The organism is Jidongwangia harbinensis (assembly GCF_020216025.1).
Taxonomy (GTDB): domain Bacteria; phylum Actinomycetota; class Actinomycetes; order Mycobacteriales; family Micromonosporaceae; genus Actinoplanes; species Actinoplanes harbinensis.
Genome location: NZ_JAIWNC010000003.1, coordinates 147,990 through 163,762, shown reverse-complemented (window position 1 = coordinate 163,762; position 15,773 = coordinate 147,990). Strand labels below are relative to the sequence as shown.

The 15,773-nt window shown below is 73.2% G+C and carries 5 protein-coding genes; 4 read left to right on the top strand and 1 reads right to left on the bottom strand.

Features of this window, described 5'->3' with window-relative positions; genetic code table 11:
* Positions 1–2: 2 nt before the first annotated feature.
* Positions 3–911 (bottom strand): GNAT family N-acetyltransferase, encoded by a 909-nt coding sequence (locus tag LDL48_RS05545; protein WP_225253899.1) that lies wholly within the window; start codon positions 909–911, stop codon positions 3–5.
* Between the two features lie 129 nt (positions 912–1,040).
* Here LDL48_RS05545 and gltB point away from each other — a divergent pair, with 129 nt between their 5' ends.
* The 4 genes from gltB to LDL48_RS05525 all read left to right on the top strand — a co-directional run bounded on the left by gltB (position 1,041) and on the right by LDL48_RS05525 (position 15,744).
* Positions 1,041–5,609, top strand: a complete 4,569-nt coding sequence (gltB, locus tag LDL48_RS05540) for a glutamate synthase large subunit (RefSeq protein WP_225253898.1) — start codon at positions 1,041–1,043, stop codon at positions 5,607–5,609.
* Positions 5,602–7,077: a glutamate synthase subunit beta gene (locus LDL48_RS05535; RefSeq protein WP_225253897.1), complete on the top strand. Its 1,476-nt coding sequence runs from the start codon at positions 5,602–5,604 to the stop codon at positions 7,075–7,077. Before gltB ends, LDL48_RS05535 begins: the two co-directional genes overlap by 8 nt.
* A 337-nt stretch (positions 7,078–7,414) precedes the next feature.
* Positions 7,415–11,452 (top strand): WD40 repeat domain-containing protein, encoded by a 4,038-nt coding sequence (locus tag LDL48_RS05530; RefSeq protein WP_225253896.1) that lies wholly within the window; start codon positions 7,415–7,417, stop codon positions 11,450–11,452.
* Between the two features lie 68 nt (positions 11,453–11,520).
* Positions 11,521–15,744 (top strand): nSTAND1 domain-containing NTPase, encoded by a 4,224-nt coding sequence (locus LDL48_RS05525; protein ID WP_225254127.1) that lies wholly within the window; start codon positions 11,521–11,523, stop codon positions 15,742–15,744.
* Positions 15,745–15,773: the final 29 nt, after the last annotated feature.

Below are 15,773 nucleotides of genomic sequence, written 5' to 3'. Positions count from 1 at the left end.
GGTCAGAGGGGGGCGGCGGCCGGCTCGGCTATGCAGGCGGTGCCGATGCGGCGGAAGCCGACCTTGGAGTAGAGGCGGGCTACGTCGTCGGTGCCGGCGGAGAGGAAGACCAGGTTGACGCCCTGTTCCAGGGCGTGCCGGGCCAGGTTGGCGGTGAGCTGGGAGGCGTAGCCGCGGCCCCGGGCGGACGGCAGCGTCGCCACGCCCACGATCTCCGCCACGTCGCCGACCCGCTGGACCGTGCCGCAGGCCACGATGCCGTCGGCGGGTGTCTCCACCACGCCACCGACGAAGCGGCCGGCGGCGTACCCCTTCTGCTGGTCGGCGAGCGACTCGGGGGCCGGCGGCGGCACCGCGTCGCGTTCGGCCGGGCCGGCCGGGGCGACCGGCGGGGCGCCGCTGAGCGGGCCGGTCGGGATCAACCCGGCGGTGGCGTCGCCGGGCAGCGGCGCGCTGGACGGGGCCGGCGTGCGGAATCCCACATGCCCGACCGCGCGGGACGCGGCCAGGTCGGCGGCGAACGTGGGTGACGACGCGTCCAGCAGCCGGATCGAGGCGCCGGGTAGCGGCAGGTCCGGCACCAGGGCGGCGCGTTCCAGCACCATCAGCGGCGCCAGGAGGACGTCCAGGCCGGCGGACCGGGCAACGGCCAGCAGGTCGGGGCTGTTCTCGTGCACCCATTCGAAAGCTTCCGGGATGCCCAGCTCTCGTTGCCGGCGCCGAACGGAAGTAACATCGGCGGCGGACGGCGTGTCCGCGCCCAGCCGGGGCCGGGCGTAGAACGGCCAGCCTTCGCCCTCACGGACGAAGAGCACGAATCCTCCGATTTCCTCCGCGACAGCGGCGTCGCGGGGTACGGCATCGTAGAAGCGTTCGAGCCGATCGAAGACGTCAGTTTCCCTGTGCGCCACCGCGCGAGACTATCCAATCACCGGCGGCGAAGTGTGATCCAACCGCACCTGGCGGAGATCCGGAGCCCTTACCGTAGTATCGAGAGACTTTTGCAGGGCCGACGTCGTCCCGACCTTGAATTGAAATGAGTGACGACAGGAGGCCCGGTGGCTCTTCCGCCTTCCCAGGGTTTGTACGACCCTTCGAACGAGCGTGACGCCTGCGGTGTGGCTTTCGTGGCCGACCTGCACGGACGCCGTTCCCATGACGTCGTCGCCAAGGGTCTGTCCGCGCTGATCCGCCTGGACCACCGGGGCGCCCGCGGCGCCGAGCACAACACCGGGGACGGCGCCGGCATCATGCTGCAGATCCCGGACGCGTTCTACCGCTCCGTGGTGGACTTCGCGTTGCCGCCGGCCGGGCAGTACGCCACCGGCCTGGTCTTCCTGCCCGAGGACGCGGACGACGCGGCCCGGGCCATCAAGATCTTCGAGAAGTACGCGCTGGTCGAGGGCGGCGACGTGCTCGGCTGGCGGGACGTGCCGGTGAACCCGTCCGGCCTGGGCGAGAGCGCCGACGCGGCCCGCCCGGTGATCCGGCAGGTGTTCCTGGCCGCGCACCGGCTCACCGGCACGCCGGCCGGGGCGGCCGGGGAGCGGCTCGACGGCATCGACCTGGACCGGGTGGCGTTCTGCATCCGCAAGCAGGCCGAGCGGGAGACGTCGCAGCGGGGCATCGCCGCCTACCTGCCGTCGTTGTCCAGCCGCACCGTCACGTACAAGGGCATGCTCACGCCCGACCAGCTGCCGGAGTTCTTCCCGGACCTGACCGACCCGCGCACCGACAGCGCGATCGCGCTGGTCCACTCGCGGTTCTCCACCAACACGTTCCCGTCCTGGCCGCTGGCGCACCCGTACCGCTTCATCGCGCACAACGGCGAGATCAACACGATCCGCGGCAACCGGAACTGGATGCAGGCCCGGGAGGCGCTGCTGCAGTCGACGGTGCTGCCCGGCTCGATCAAGCGGCTGTTCCCGATCGTCACCCCGGAGGCGTCCGACTCGGCCGGCTTCGACGAGGTGCTGGAACTGCTGCACCTGGCCGGCCGCAGCCTGCCGCACGCGGTGCTGATGATGATCCCGGAGGCGTGGGAGAACGACGCCGGGATGGATCCGCGGCGGCGCGCCTTCTACCGCTTCCACGCCAGCCTGATGGAGCCGTGGGACGGCCCGGCCAGCGTGGCGTTCACCGACGGCACCGTCATCGGCGCCGTGCTGGACCGCAACGGGCTGCGCCCGGGCCGCTGGTGGCACACCGAGGACGGACTGGTGGTGCTCGGTTCCGAGGCCGGCGTGCTGGACCTCGACCCGGCCACCGTGGTCGCCAAGGGCCGCCTGCAGCCGGGCAAGATGTTCCTGGTCGACACCGCGGCCGGGCGGATCGTGCACGACGACGAGATCAAGGCCGAGCTGGCCGGCGCGCTGCCGTACGACGACTGGCTGCACGCCGGACTGATCAAGCTCGAGGACCTGCCGCCGCGCGAGCACATCGTCTACACCCACGACTCGGTGATGCGCCGCCAGCAGGTGTTCGGCTACACCGAGGAGGAGCTCAAGATCCTGGTGGCGCCGATGGCCCGGACCGGCGCCGAGCCGCTCGGATCGATGGGCACGGACACCCCGATCTCGCCGCTGTCCACCCGCCCGCGGCTGTTGTTCGACTACTTCCACCAGCTGTTCGCCCAGGTCACCAACCCGCCGCTGGACGCCATCCGGGAAGAGCTGGTGACCAGCCTGCAGATGACCATCGGGCCGGAGGGCAACCTGCTGGAGCCCGGCCCGGCCAGCTGCCGGCAGATCGTCATGCCGTACCCGATCATCGACAACGACGAGCTGGCCAAGCTGCTCTCCATCGACGAGGACGGCGACCTGCCCGGTTTCAAGGCGGTCCGGGTGTCCGGCCTATACCCGCTGCGCGACGGCGCGGCCGGCATCAAGGCGCGGCTGACCCAGATCTGCCGGCACGTCTCCGAGGCGATCGAGGACGGCGTCCGCATCCTGGTGCTGTCCGACCGCGACTCCAACGCCGACCTGGCGCCGATCCCGTCGCTGCTGCTCACCGCGGCGGTGCATCAGCACCTGGTGCGTGAGCAGACCCGTACCCAGGTGGCGCTGGTGGTGGAGAGCGGCGACTGCCGGGAGGTGCACCACGCGGCCGTGCTGATCGGGTACGGCGCCGCGGCGGTCAACCCGTACCTGGCGTTCGAGACGGTCGACGACCTGATCGCCACCGGACCGCTGGCCGGGCTGGAGCCGCGCACGGCGGTCCGCAACTACGTCAAGGCGCTCGGCAAGGGCGTCCTGAAGATCATGAGCAAGATGGGCATCTCGACCGTGTCGTCGTACTGCGGCGCCCAGGTCTTCGAGGCCGTCGGGCTGGACCAGAAGCTGCTGCAGCGTTACTTCGCGGGCACGTCCGGACGGATCGGCGGCGCCGGCCTGGCCGAGATCCACGCCGAGGTGAAGGCGCGGCACTCCAAGGCGTACCCGAGCAACTCCGCCGAGCGCACCCACCGGCGTCTGGAGGTGGGCGGCGAGTACCAGTGGCGCCGCGAGGGCGAGGTGCACCTGTTCAACCCCGAGACGGTCTTCCTGCTGCAGCACGCGACGCGGTCGAAGCAGTACGACGTGTTCCGGCAGTACACCGAGAAGGTGGACCAGCTGGCCGCCGAGGCGGGATCGCTGCGCGGGCTGTTCACGTTCCGGTCCCGGACCCCGGTCCCGATCGAGGAGGTCGAGCCGGCCAGCGAGATCGTCAAGCGGTTCGCCACCGGCGCGATGAGCTACGGGTCGATCTCCGCGGAGTCGCACGAGACCCTCGCCATCGCGATGAACCGCCTCGGCGGCAAGTCGAACACCGGCGAGGGCGGCGAGGACGTGGACCGGCTGTACGACCCGGAGCGCCGTTCCGCGGTCAAGCAGATCGCCTCCGGCCGGTTCGGCGTGACCACCGAGTACCTGGTGAACGCGGACGACCTGCAGATCAAGATGGCGCAGGGCGCGAAGCCCGGTGAGGGCGGCCAGCTGCCCGGCAACAAGGTGTGGCCGTGGATCGCCAAGACCCGGCACGCCACCCCGGGCGTCGGCCTCATCTCGCCGCCGCCGCACCACGACATCTACTCCATCGAGGACCTGGCGCAGCTGGTCCACGACCTGAAGATGGTCAACCCGGCGTCCCGCGTACACGTCAAGCTGGTCAGTGAGATCGGGGTCGGCACCGTCGCGGCCGGCGTGGCGAAGCTCAAGGCCGACGTCATCCTGATCTCCGGCCACGACGGCGGGACCGGCGCGTCGCCGCTGAACTCGCTCAAGCACGCCGGCTCGCCGTGGGAGCTGGGCCTGGCCGAGGCGCAGCAGACGCTGCTGCTGAACAAGCTGCGCGACCGGGTCACCGTGCAGGTCGACGGGCAGCTGAAGACCGGCCGGGACGTGGTGGTCGCGGCGCTGCTCGGCGCCGAGGAGTTCGGCTTCGCCACCGCGCCGCTGATCGTCTCCGGCTGCATCATGATGCGGGTCTGCCACCTGGACACCTGCCCGGTCGGCATCGCCACGCAGAATCCGGTGCTCCGGGAACGCTTCAACGGCAAGCCGGAGTTCGTGGAGAACTTCTTCCTCTTCCTCGCCGAGGAGGTCCGCGAGTACCTCGCCGAACTGGGCTTCCGCTCGATCGACGAGGCGATCGGGCACGCCGAGGTGCTGGACGTGGTGCCGGCCGTGCGGCACTGGAAGGCACAGGGGCTCGACCTGAGCCCGCTGCTGTTCGTACCCGAACTGCCCGCGGACGCGGCCCGGCGCGGCATCGTGGCGCAGGACCACGGCCTGGAGAAGGCCCTGGACAACGAGCTGATCGCGCTGGCCGCGCCGGCGCTCGCCGACGGCGACCCGGTCCGCGCCACCGTGGCGGTGCGCAACGACCAGCGCAGCGTCGGCGCCATGCTGGGCGGCGAGGTGGCCCGCCGGTACGGCGGCGACGGCCTGCCCGACGGCACCGTCGAGTTCACCCTGCACGGCACGGCCGGGCAGTCGTTCGGCGCGTTCCTGCCGCGCGGCGTGACGTTGCGGCTCATCGGCGACACCAACGACTACGTCGCCAAGGGCCTGTCCGGCGGCCGGGTGATCGTGCGCCCGGCCGAGGAGGCGCCGTTCGTCGCCGAGGACAACATCATCGCCGGCAACACCATCCTGTACGGCGCCACCGGCGGCGAGGTGTTCCTGCGGGGCCGCGCCGGGGAACGGTTCGCGGTCCGCAACTCCGGCGGCGTCGCGGTCGTCGAGGGCGTGGGTGACCACGGCTGCGAGTACATGACCGGCGGCACCGTGGTGGTGCTCGGCCCGACCGGGCGCAACTTCGCGGCCGGCATGAGCGGCGGCACCGCGTTCGTCCTGGACCTCGACCCGAACAAGATCAACCCGGAGCTGGTCGACCTGGCCCCGCTCACCGACACCGAGCAGGGGCAGCTGCACGAACTGGTGCAGAAGCACTTCGCGGAGACCGACTCGGCGGTCGCCGGCCGGCTGCTCAAGGACTGGCCGGAGGCGGTCACCGAGTTCACCGCGGTGGTGCCGCGCGACTACAAGCGCGTGATGGAGCTGATCAGGACCGCCGAAGCCGCCGGTCGCAACATCGACGAGGCGGTCATGGGAGTCAAGAGTGCCTGATCCGAACGGTTTCCTGCGGTACGAGCGGCAGCTGCCCAAGCGCCGCCCGGTGCCGGTGCGCATCCAGGACTGGCGCGAGGTCTACCCGCCCGCGGGCGAGGAACTGATCCGCGACCAGGCCACCCGCTGCATGGACTGCGGCATCCCGTTCTGTCACGACGGCTGCCCGCTGGGCAACCGCATCCCGGACTGGAACGACCTGGTGCGTACCGGGGCGTGGGCGGCGGCGGCCGAGTCGCTGCACGCCACGAACAACTTCCCGGAGTTCACCGGCCGGCTCTGCCCGGCCCCGTGCGAGGCGGCCTGCGTGCTGGCCATCGCCGACGACGCGGTGACCATCAAGCAGGTCGAGGTGGAGATCGCCAACCACGCGTTCGACCTCGGGTACGTGCGCCCGCAACCCGCCCCGGCACCGTCCGGCAAGCGGGTCGCGGTGGTCGGTTCCGGCCCGGCCGGGCTCGCCGCCGCGCAGCAGCTGGCCCGCGCCGGTCACGCCGTCACCGTGTACGAGCGCGACGACCGGATCGGTGGCCTGCTGCGGTACGGCATCCCCGACTTCAAGATCGAGAAGGAGCACATCGACCGCCGGCTGGCCCAGATGGAGGCCGAGGGCGTCGAGTTCCGCACCGGCGTCAACGTCGGCGTCGACGTGACCGCGGACGACCTGCGGGACCGTTACGACGCGGTGCTGCTGGCCTGCGGTGCGCTGGCCGGCCGGGACACCCCGCAGACGCCCGGGCGGCAGCTGAACGGCGTCCACCTGGCGATGGACCATCTGGTCCCGGCCAACCGCGTCGTCTCCGGCCTGCAGGACACCACCCCGATCGACGCGCACGGCAAGCACGTGGTCATCATCGGCGGCGGCGACACCGGCGCCGACTGCCTCGGCGTCGCCCACCGCCAGGGCGCGGCCGAGGTGATCCAGCTGGACCAGTACCCGCTGCCCCCCGAGATCCGCGCCGCCGAACTTCACCCGTGGCCCACCTGGCCCACCATCCTGCGCAACTACCCGGCGCACGAGGAGGGCGGCGACCGCGTCTTCGGCGTGGCCGTGCAGGAGTTCGTCGACGACGGCCACGGCAACGTCGCCGCCGTGCGCATCGCCGACGTCGTCGTCGAACGCGTCGACGGCCGGCGCCAGGTCACCGTCACCCCCGGCTCCGAGCGCGACCTGCGCGCCGAGCTGGTCCTGCTCGCGATCGGCTTCGAGGGTACGGAACCACAGCCGCTGCTCGACCAGCTCGGCGTGACCCGCAACCCCCGCGGCGCGGTGGACACCGACGACCGGTGGAGCGCCGCCGACGGCGTGTTCGTGGCCGGCGACATGCACCGCGGCGCGTCGCTGATCGTCTGGGCGATCGCCGAGGGCCGGGCCGCCGCCGCGGCGATCCACACCTATCTCGGTGCGCACGGCGACCTGCCGGCCCCGGTCCACCCGGCGTCCCAGCCGCTGGCCGCCGCCCGCTGACCGCATCGATCGTGGCCCGGGGTGGAACACCACCGTCGTCACGAGGGCCTGGTAACCACGCTGGTGTACCACTGGAGCGCTCCAGTGGTACACCAGCGCTGGTATCCGGGGCTTGAAGGGACGTTGCTGTTCCACTGGTGGTGATCAAGAGCTGCCGTGCCGGACTCGGCCGCAGGGCCGGGACGGGCTCAGCCGCGCAAACAGGGCAAATTCCCGCCCCACGCGTGCTCCTGCGCCGGCCCGGTCCGGCGGGCGACCCCGGACCCTCGGACGCGTCGCCGGCAATGGCCGAATCGTGGCTACACACAGTGGACGGTAGGTGACACGATGGGGGTCGATGACGACCACAGCGACGCCCATCGAACGGTCCCGGTCCGCCGTACGATCCTGGGTTCGCGCCGCGGGCTCGGGACTCCGTAAGGCCACCCCCTACAGCATCGTCGCCCTGCTCGCGGCGTCCGCGGTCGCGCCGGTCGCCGGGGTCGCGCTGGGCGCCACCGCCGAGTACACCGCGGCGCTCGGCCAGCTCGGCGGGATGGGCAGCAACTACCTGTCCGACGCGCTGATGTCCGCGGCGGACCGGCTGCGCGGGACGTCCGCGACGACGGAGGACGAGTGGCGCGAGGCGGTGGCCGCCGAGCTGCTGGCCCGCCTGGAAACCGGTGACACCGGGCTGCGGGACGAGATCGCCGCGCTGCTGCACGCGGTCGGCGCGGTGGACGTCGCGCTGCGCGAGGCCGACGAACGTACCCGGCGGGAACTGGCCGAGGCGTTCGGCGTGCTGGACACGCTGGCGCAGGACGCCAACCGGTCCCTCGCCGCGATCGGGCAGCAGCTCGCCGAGCAGGGCCGGGCGCAGCGCGTCCAGACCGATCTGATCCGGCAGTCGCTGGTCGTCACCGCACGCATCCAGCAGGACCTGATGGGCCGGCTGGCGGCCGACCCGCCCCGGCCGGTGCCACCGCCGGGCGACGCGGACGCGACGCCGTACCCCGGGCTGGCCAGCTTCGACGCGACGGACGCCCGCTACTTCCGGGGACGCGAGGCGCTCGTCGCCGAGTTGCTCGGCCGGCTCAGCGAACAACTGGTCGGCGGCCCGCCGCTGGTCGTGGTCGGCGTCTCCGGCGTCGGCAAGTCCTCGTTGCTGCGGGCCGGAGTGTGGCCGGCGGTGGCGAACAACGGCCTCGGCGACGAGGTAGGCGGCTGGCCCTGGCTGGTGATGACCCCGGGGAAGACGCCGTTGGCCGAGTACCGGGGCCGGGTGGAGGCGCTCGGCACCGACCGTTTCGTCGTGCTGGTCGACCAGTTCGAGGAACTCTTCACCCAGTGCGCCGACCCGGCGGAACGGGCGGCGTTCGTCGAGGCGCTGGCCGCCGCACGACCGGCGCTGCTGATCATCGCGGTTCGGGCCGACTTCTACCCGCAGTGCACGGAACTGGCGCCGATGGTGCCGATGCTCGGCGCGGGCCAAGTGGTGGTCGGCCCGCTGGGCAGCGACGACCTGCGCCGGGCGATCCACGAACCGGCCGCGGAGGCCGGGCTGACGGTACAGCCCGGCCTGGCCGAGCTGCTGCTCGCCGACCTCGGCGCGCCGGACTACCCGCCGGGCGCCCTGCCGCTGCTCGCGCACGCCCTGCGGGCAACCTGGGAACGCCGCGAGGACACCACGCTGACGGTCGACGGGTACCGCCGCACCGGCGGCATCCGGCGCGCCGTCGCCGAGACCGCCGAACGCATCCACCTGGACCTGGACGAAGCCGGCCGGGTCGCGCTGCGGGCGGCGTTACTGAGCCTGGTCACCGTCGCCGACGGCATCCCGGTCCGCCGCCGTTCCACCCCCGAGGAGACGGATCTGGCGGTCCTCCGCCCGATGATCGAGGCGCGCCTGGTCACCGCCGGGCACGACACCGTGGAGATCAGCCATGAGGCGCTGCTGACCGGCTGGCCCCGGCTGGCATCCTGGCTGGTGGAGGCGCGGGAGGAGATCCTGCTGCGGCAACGGCTCGGCCAGGCGGCGGCCGAGTGGTCGGCGGCGGGGGAGGACCCGGACGCGGTCTACCGGGGTGCCCGGCTGGCGGCGGCCCGGGAATGGGCCGCCGGGCGCGGCGACGTGCCGGAGGTACAGCGGCGTTTCCTGGCCGCGTCTGAGGCGGCGGCGCAGGCGCAGGAACTGGCCCAGCGGCGGACCAACCGGCGGCTGCGCCGGCTGGTGGCCGGGTTGGCGGTCACATTGCTGCTGGCGGTGGCCAGTGGGGTGGTGGTGTGGCGGCAGCGGGTCCAGGCGGACCTGGACGGCCGGGTGGCGACGTCCCGGCAACTGGCGGCCGAGGCCCGCAACGAACACTGGACGTTGCCCGACCTGTCGGCCCGCAAGTCGTTGGCGGCGTGGGAGTCCGCACACACCCGGGAGGCCCGGAATGCCCTGCTGTACGCCCAGCACACCGTCGTCTCCGGACAGCTCGGCACCGAGTCCGGCGCCCATACCGTCGCGGTGAGTCCGGACGCCCGGCTGATCGCGGTGGGCTACACGGACAGGCGGGTCCAGCTCTGGGACAGCACGACGCAGGAGCTGATCGCGGAGCTGCGGCACCCGACCGAGAAACGCGGCGGTACCGGCCCGGACGCCGGCAAACCCGCATTGTTGTTCTCCTTGAGCTTCTCGCCGGACGGGCGGTTCCTGGCCGCCGGCGCGCTGGCGCAGGTGGGTGGCGTGGCGATCTGGGACGTGCCCGGCGGCACCCTGCGCCGGACGTTCTCGGGGTTCGGCGCGGTCGCCTGGCTGCCGGACTCCACGGCCGTCCTGGCCAGTCGGATGGACATCAAGACGGCCGGCTCCCTGGGTGCCTGGGATCCGGAGACCGGCCGGGTGCTCGCCGCGTTCGCCATCGGCGGCCCGGACGTGATCGCCCTCGCGGTGAGCCGGGATGGCCGCTACCTGGCCGTGGCCGACTCGGACGACGGCGAGATCCTGCGCCGGTCCGACGGACGACGGCTCGCGAAACTGAGTGCGGCGGTACGGTCCGTCGGCTTCGCCGCCGACGGCACACTCTTCAGCGCCAGCGCGGACGGGCCGGTGCAGGCCTGGCGTCCCGCCTCCAGCTGGCGGCCGGTCCCGCTCAACGACCTAGAGAGCGGCGACACGGGCATCTACCTCGCGGTCGCCCAGGGCGGCACCGCGATCGTCGGCGGTGACGAACCCGGAGAGATCCTGGCGCTGACGCTCGGTGGTGCCCGCACGCCGGTGGACGGCTTTCCGGATGTTCCGTCCGGCCTGGCGCTCTCCCCGGACGACCGGCTGCTGGCGGTGACCAGTCACTTCGCCCCGCCTCGGGTGATCCGGCTGGGCAGAGGCCAGCTGCCGCACCCGCAGATCGTCGGTCGCGTGGCGTTCGACGCTTCCGGGCAGCGGCTCGCCACGGGCAGCAACGACCCGGCGATCCGGGTCTGGGACCCGCGGAACAGCACGCTGCGTGACACCATCACGGTGCCGGGCGGCGACGGGCCGCTGGGCCTGGCGTACGCACCGGACGGCTCGCTCGCGGCCAGCTTCACGGACGGCCGGATCCTGGTCTTCGACCCGGCACACCGGTTGCGCCGCACGCTCCGGATACCGTCGGACCTGTATCCGGGCGACGTAGCCTTCTCGCCGGACGGTTCGCTGCTCACCGTGGTGACCAACTACCGCAACCCGGACGAAAAGCCCGCATGGGAAGTGCAGGAACGTCCGGATCCGGACATCCATGTCTGGGAGGCCCGCACCCTGAGTCCGCGTGCTCCGCTCAAATTACCGGGGCACCTCCCCATCGCCGAGGCGTTCACGCCCGACGGGCGGTATCTGCTGGTCGGTGCCAACCGGAGCAGACAGAACGGGCCGCAGGACGGGGCGGTCTGGCGGTATCGCCTTCCGGACCTGTCGCTGGTCGACCGGCGGGACGTGCCGGGCAGTCCGATGACCGAACTCGCGGTCAGCCCGGACAGTGCCCTGGTCGCGCTGGCACACGGACAGGGCGCCCCGGTGCTGCGGGTGGACGGGCTGACCCCGGTCCGGACGATGGGCAAACATGCCACACCGTTGTCCCGGGTGGCGTGGTCGGCGGACGGCCGCACGATCGCCACCGCGACCGACAGCGACACCGACATCATCCGGCTATGGGACGCCGGCACCGGCAACCAGATCGCCGAAGTGCGCTCGAAGAGCAACCAGTCCGGCGAGATGAAGTTCTCCCCGGACGGGAGCATCCTGGCCGCGGGCGCCAACGACTGGACCGTGACGTTGTGGCACCTCGACCCGGACGATGCGGTGCGGCGGATCTGCGACATGCTGGTCCCGGCCTCCCGGCACGGCGGGGAGCCGCTGCCCCGCACCTGCCGATAGGGCTCCACCGGCATGGCGCCGTGGCACTACGCACAGTGGACGGTCCGTGACACCATGAGCGCGTGTCGATGACTTCCGCGGACGCTCCCGGTGCGGCGGACGCCGATCCGGCCGTTCCCGTCGAGCGGGCTCGCGGCGGGGTCGGGGCCTGGGCTCGGCAGGCCGGGCGACGGGCCGGTGCCGGGCTGCGCGGCGCCACTCCGTACGGCATTATCGCGTTCCTCACCGCGTCCGCCGTGGCGCCGGTAGCCGGCGCCGCGCTCGGCGCCCCGGCCGACTACACCGCCACGCTGGACCAGCTCGGCGGCATCGGCGGCAATTACCTTTCAGACACGCTGGCCGCCGCAGCCCGCAAGCTACGCGAAGGCGAACCGGGCGGACCGGGGGAGCCGGACCGCTGGCGGGATGCGATCGCGGCGGAGGTGCTGGCCCGGCTCGAGGCCGGTGACGAGCGGGCCGCCGCGCTGCGCGACGAGGTGGCCGCCCTGCTGCACGCGGTCGACGCGGTCGGCGTCGCCCTGCGCGCCGCCGACGAGGAGGGCCAGCACGCGCTCGCGTCGGCGTTCGGCGCGCTCGGTGCGGACGTCGGGCGGTTGCAGTTACTGGCCGACGACGCCGCGTACGCGCTCGCCGCGATCCAGCAGCGACTCGCCGAGCAGGGCCGGGCCCAGCGCCAGCACACCGATCTGCTGCGGCAGTCGCTGGTGGCCACCGCGCAGCTCCGCCAGGAAGTGCTCGGCCGGGTGACCGGCCGCGGCGAGACCGGGCCACCGGGACCCGCGGTCGGCGGTCCCGCGCCGTATCCCGGTCTGGCCAGCTTCCAGGTCACCGACGCTCGCTGGTTCCGCGGTCGCGAGACCCTCGTCGCCGAACTCCTCGGCCGGCTCAGCGAACACCTCGTCGGTGGCCCGCCGGTGGTCGTCGTCGGGGTCTCCGGCGTCGGCAAGTCTTCGCTGCTGCGCGCCGGGGTACTCCCGGCGATCACCAACGGCGGGCTCGGCGAGGGCAGCGGCTCCTGGCCGTGGCTGATCATGACGCCCGGCGCCGGGCCGCTGGCCGAGTTGACCGGGCGGGCCGCCACGCTGGCCGGCGCCGAGCCGGGCGCCGCGCTCGCGGCCGTACGGGACGACCCGGCCGGGTTCGGCGACCTGGCCGCCAGGGCCGCCGGCGACGGCCGGCTGATCATCCTGGTGGATCAGTTCGAGGAATTGTTCACCCAGTGCACCGAGCCGGCCGAACGCAACGCCTTTGCCGCCGCGCTCGCCGCCGCGGGGCCGGCCCTGGTGCTCCTCGCCATTCGTGCCGACTTCTACCCGCAGTGCACCGAACTTCCGGCCCTGGTGCCGATGCTGGGCGCCGGGCAGGTGGTGGCCGGCCCACTCAGCACCGCCGACCTGCGCCGCGCGGTCGATGAACCGGCCCGCGACGCCGGGCTCATCCTCGAACCGGGTCTGGCGGAACTCCTGCTCACCGACGTTGGCGCGCTCACCGGGCGCGGGTACGAGCCGGGTGCTCTGCCGCTGCTCGCCCACGCGCTGCGCGCCACCTGGGACCGGCGCGACGGCGTCACCCTGACCGTGGCCGGCTACCGCGACACCGGCGGCATCCGGCACGCGGTCGCCGAGACCGCGGAACGGATCTACCTCGGCCTGGACGACACCGGCCGGGCCGCCCTGCGCTCGGCCCTGCTCGGCCTGGTCACCGTCGTCGGCGACAAAGCGGTACGCCACCGGGCCGGCCGAGACGAGGCGGATCTCACCGTGCTCCGCCCGCTTGTCGACGCCCGCCTGGTGACCGCTGGCCGGGACACCGTGGAGATCAGCCACGAGGCGCTGCTGACCAGCTGGCCGCGGTTGACGGCCTGGCTCACTGAGGCGCGCGAGGAGATCGTGCTGCGGCGCCGGCTCGCCCAGGCCGCCGCCGACTGGGCCGGCGCGGGCGAGGACCCGGACGCGCTGTACCGGGGCGCCCGGCTGGCCGCCGCGCGGGAGTGGGCGGGCCGGCGTACCGACCTGCCGGAGACCCAGCGCCGGTTCCTGGCCGCCGGAGCCGCCGCCGCCGAAGCGGACGTTGTGGCCCAGCGCCGTACCACCCGGCGGCTGCGGCGGCTGGTCGGCGGGCTCGCGGTGGCGCTGCTGGTCGCCGTCGGCGGCGGTCTGGTGGCGGTGGACCAACGTGGCGAGGCCCAGGACCGAGGCGCCGATGCGGCGGCGAACGGCCGGCTCGCGCTGTCCCGACAGCTCGCGGCCGAGGCGCGGACGGACTTCCTCACCGACGAGCTGCGTGCGCTCGGCAAGGCGGTCGACGCCTGGGACGCCGCGCCCACCGCGGAGGCGCGCAGCGTGTTGATGTCCGGGCAGCACACCACGGTGCTGGGCCTGCTCGGCAGCGAGAGAGGCGCCCGGCACGTGGCGGTCAGCCCGGACCGGAGGCGGGTCGCCGTCGGCTATCTGAATGGCCGGATCCAGCTCTGGGACAGTGCCTCGCTACGGCAGGTCGGCGCGGACCTCCGGCATCCCGGTACGGACCTGCATTCGGTCGCCTTCTCCCCGGACGGGCGTTACCTGGCCGCCGGCACGCTGAGCGTTCCTCAGGGCGTAGCGGTCTGGGAGGTGGCGAGCGGTCGCCGGCTGCGGACGCTGACGGCGTTCGGGGCGGTGGCCTGGCTGCCGGAATCGTCCCTGGTCGCGACCCGGGCGGAGGGCGCGCCGGCGGGAGAGGTGCTCGGTGTCTGGGATCCGGCGGACGGCCGGCTCCGCACCACGATCCGCACCGGTGTGCCGGGTGCGGAGAGCCTGGCGGTGAGCCGGGACGGCACCTATCTGGCCGTCGGGTCGGTCGCCGACAGCCGGATCATCCGGCGGACGGACGGCCGGCAGATGAGCCGGCTCCCGAAGAGCTTCGAGCTCAGTTTCGCCGGCGACGATACGGTGGTCAACGTCGAGGCGTCCGGCGTGGTCACTGCCTGGAACGCCGCCACCGGGCGCCGGGCGGCCACGGTGTCCGCCACGGCGGACGGGCCGGTGGCCAGCACCGCCGCGGTCACGCCGGACGGCACGGTGATCGTGCAGGGCGGCCGGGAGAACGAAATCCTGCGGCTCAAGGCCGACGGCGGCGGGCCGCGACCGCCGCTCACCGGCTTCCGAAGCTTCGCGACCGCGGTGGCCCTGTCCGCCGACGGCAGGCTGCTCGCCGCGGTGGGAAGCGACTCCGCGCCGATGCTGTTCCGGCTCGGCGTCGACCGGTTGCCGCACCCGCAGGCGGTCGGCTACCTCGCGCAGGACCCGGGCGGTGACCGGCTCGCCACCGGATCGAACGACCCGCGGATCCGCATCTGGGACACCCGCACCAGCTCTGTGGCCCGCACCCTGGAGGTGGCCGCCGACGACGGGCCGCTCGGGCTCACCTACGCGCGGGACCGCTCGCTCGCCGCGGTGTTCGGCGACGGCCGGGTGCTGGTCTTCGCCCCGGACGGACGCCTGCGCTCCACCTTCCGGGTCGATGCCGGGATGGTCCCCAACAGCCCGGCCTTCTCGCCGGACGGTTCCCTGCTCGCGGTCGTCGTCGATGCCCAGAAGCGCGGGGGGAAGGCCGACAGCCACGACGAGCGCCAGGCCAGACGCGGCGTGTCGGACGTCGTCGTCTGGGACGTCCGCACCGGGCGCCGACGCGCCCAGTTGGAGACACCCGACCACCTCGCCATCTCGGTGACCTTCGGCAGGGACGGCGGCCACCTCTTGGCGGCGTCCAACCACAACCGGCCGCTCGGCCAGCCGTCCGGGCCGCACCAGGACGGGGGCGTCTGGCTCTGGCGGACGGCGGATTTCGCGCTGCTCGCCCACCGGACCCTGCCCGGCGTCGCGGTCGATGATGCCGAGTTCAGCCCGGACGGCGGCACCGTCGCCATGGCCTCCAGCGCAGGGCACGCCGAGCTGCTGCACGCCCGCGACCTGACGCCGGCCGGCCCGGTCGGGACGCACGACTTCAAAGTCGACCGGATCGCCTGGTCGCCGGACGGGCGGCTGCTGGCCACCGCGAGCAGCAGCGACCCCGACTCGGTCCGGATGTGGGAGGTCCGGACCAACGCACTGGTCGCCGAGTTCCGGATGCACCCCAACGCGGTGCAGGATCTCGTGTTCTCCCCGGACGGCCGGACACTGGCCACCGCGTCCGCGGACTGGACGGTCGCCATCCACCGCCTCGATCCGGGCGAGGCGGTGCGGCGGATCTGCGCGATCGTGGTGCCGTCGGCGGAAGCGCACCAGACCCGGATCCCGCGGCTCTGCCGGTGACCCCGGTACCGTGCCGTTGACCGGTGCGC

Excerpts from the sequence above, each read along its gene's own strand:
- LDL48_RS05530 (WP_225253896.1), top strand. The coding sequence starts at position 7,415 with ATGACGACCACAGCGACGCCCATCGAACGGTCCCGGTCCGCCGTACGA.
- LDL48_RS05525 (WP_225254127.1), top strand. The coding sequence starts at position 11,521 with ATGACTTCCGCGGACGCTCCCGGTGCGGCGGACGCCGATCCGGCCGTT.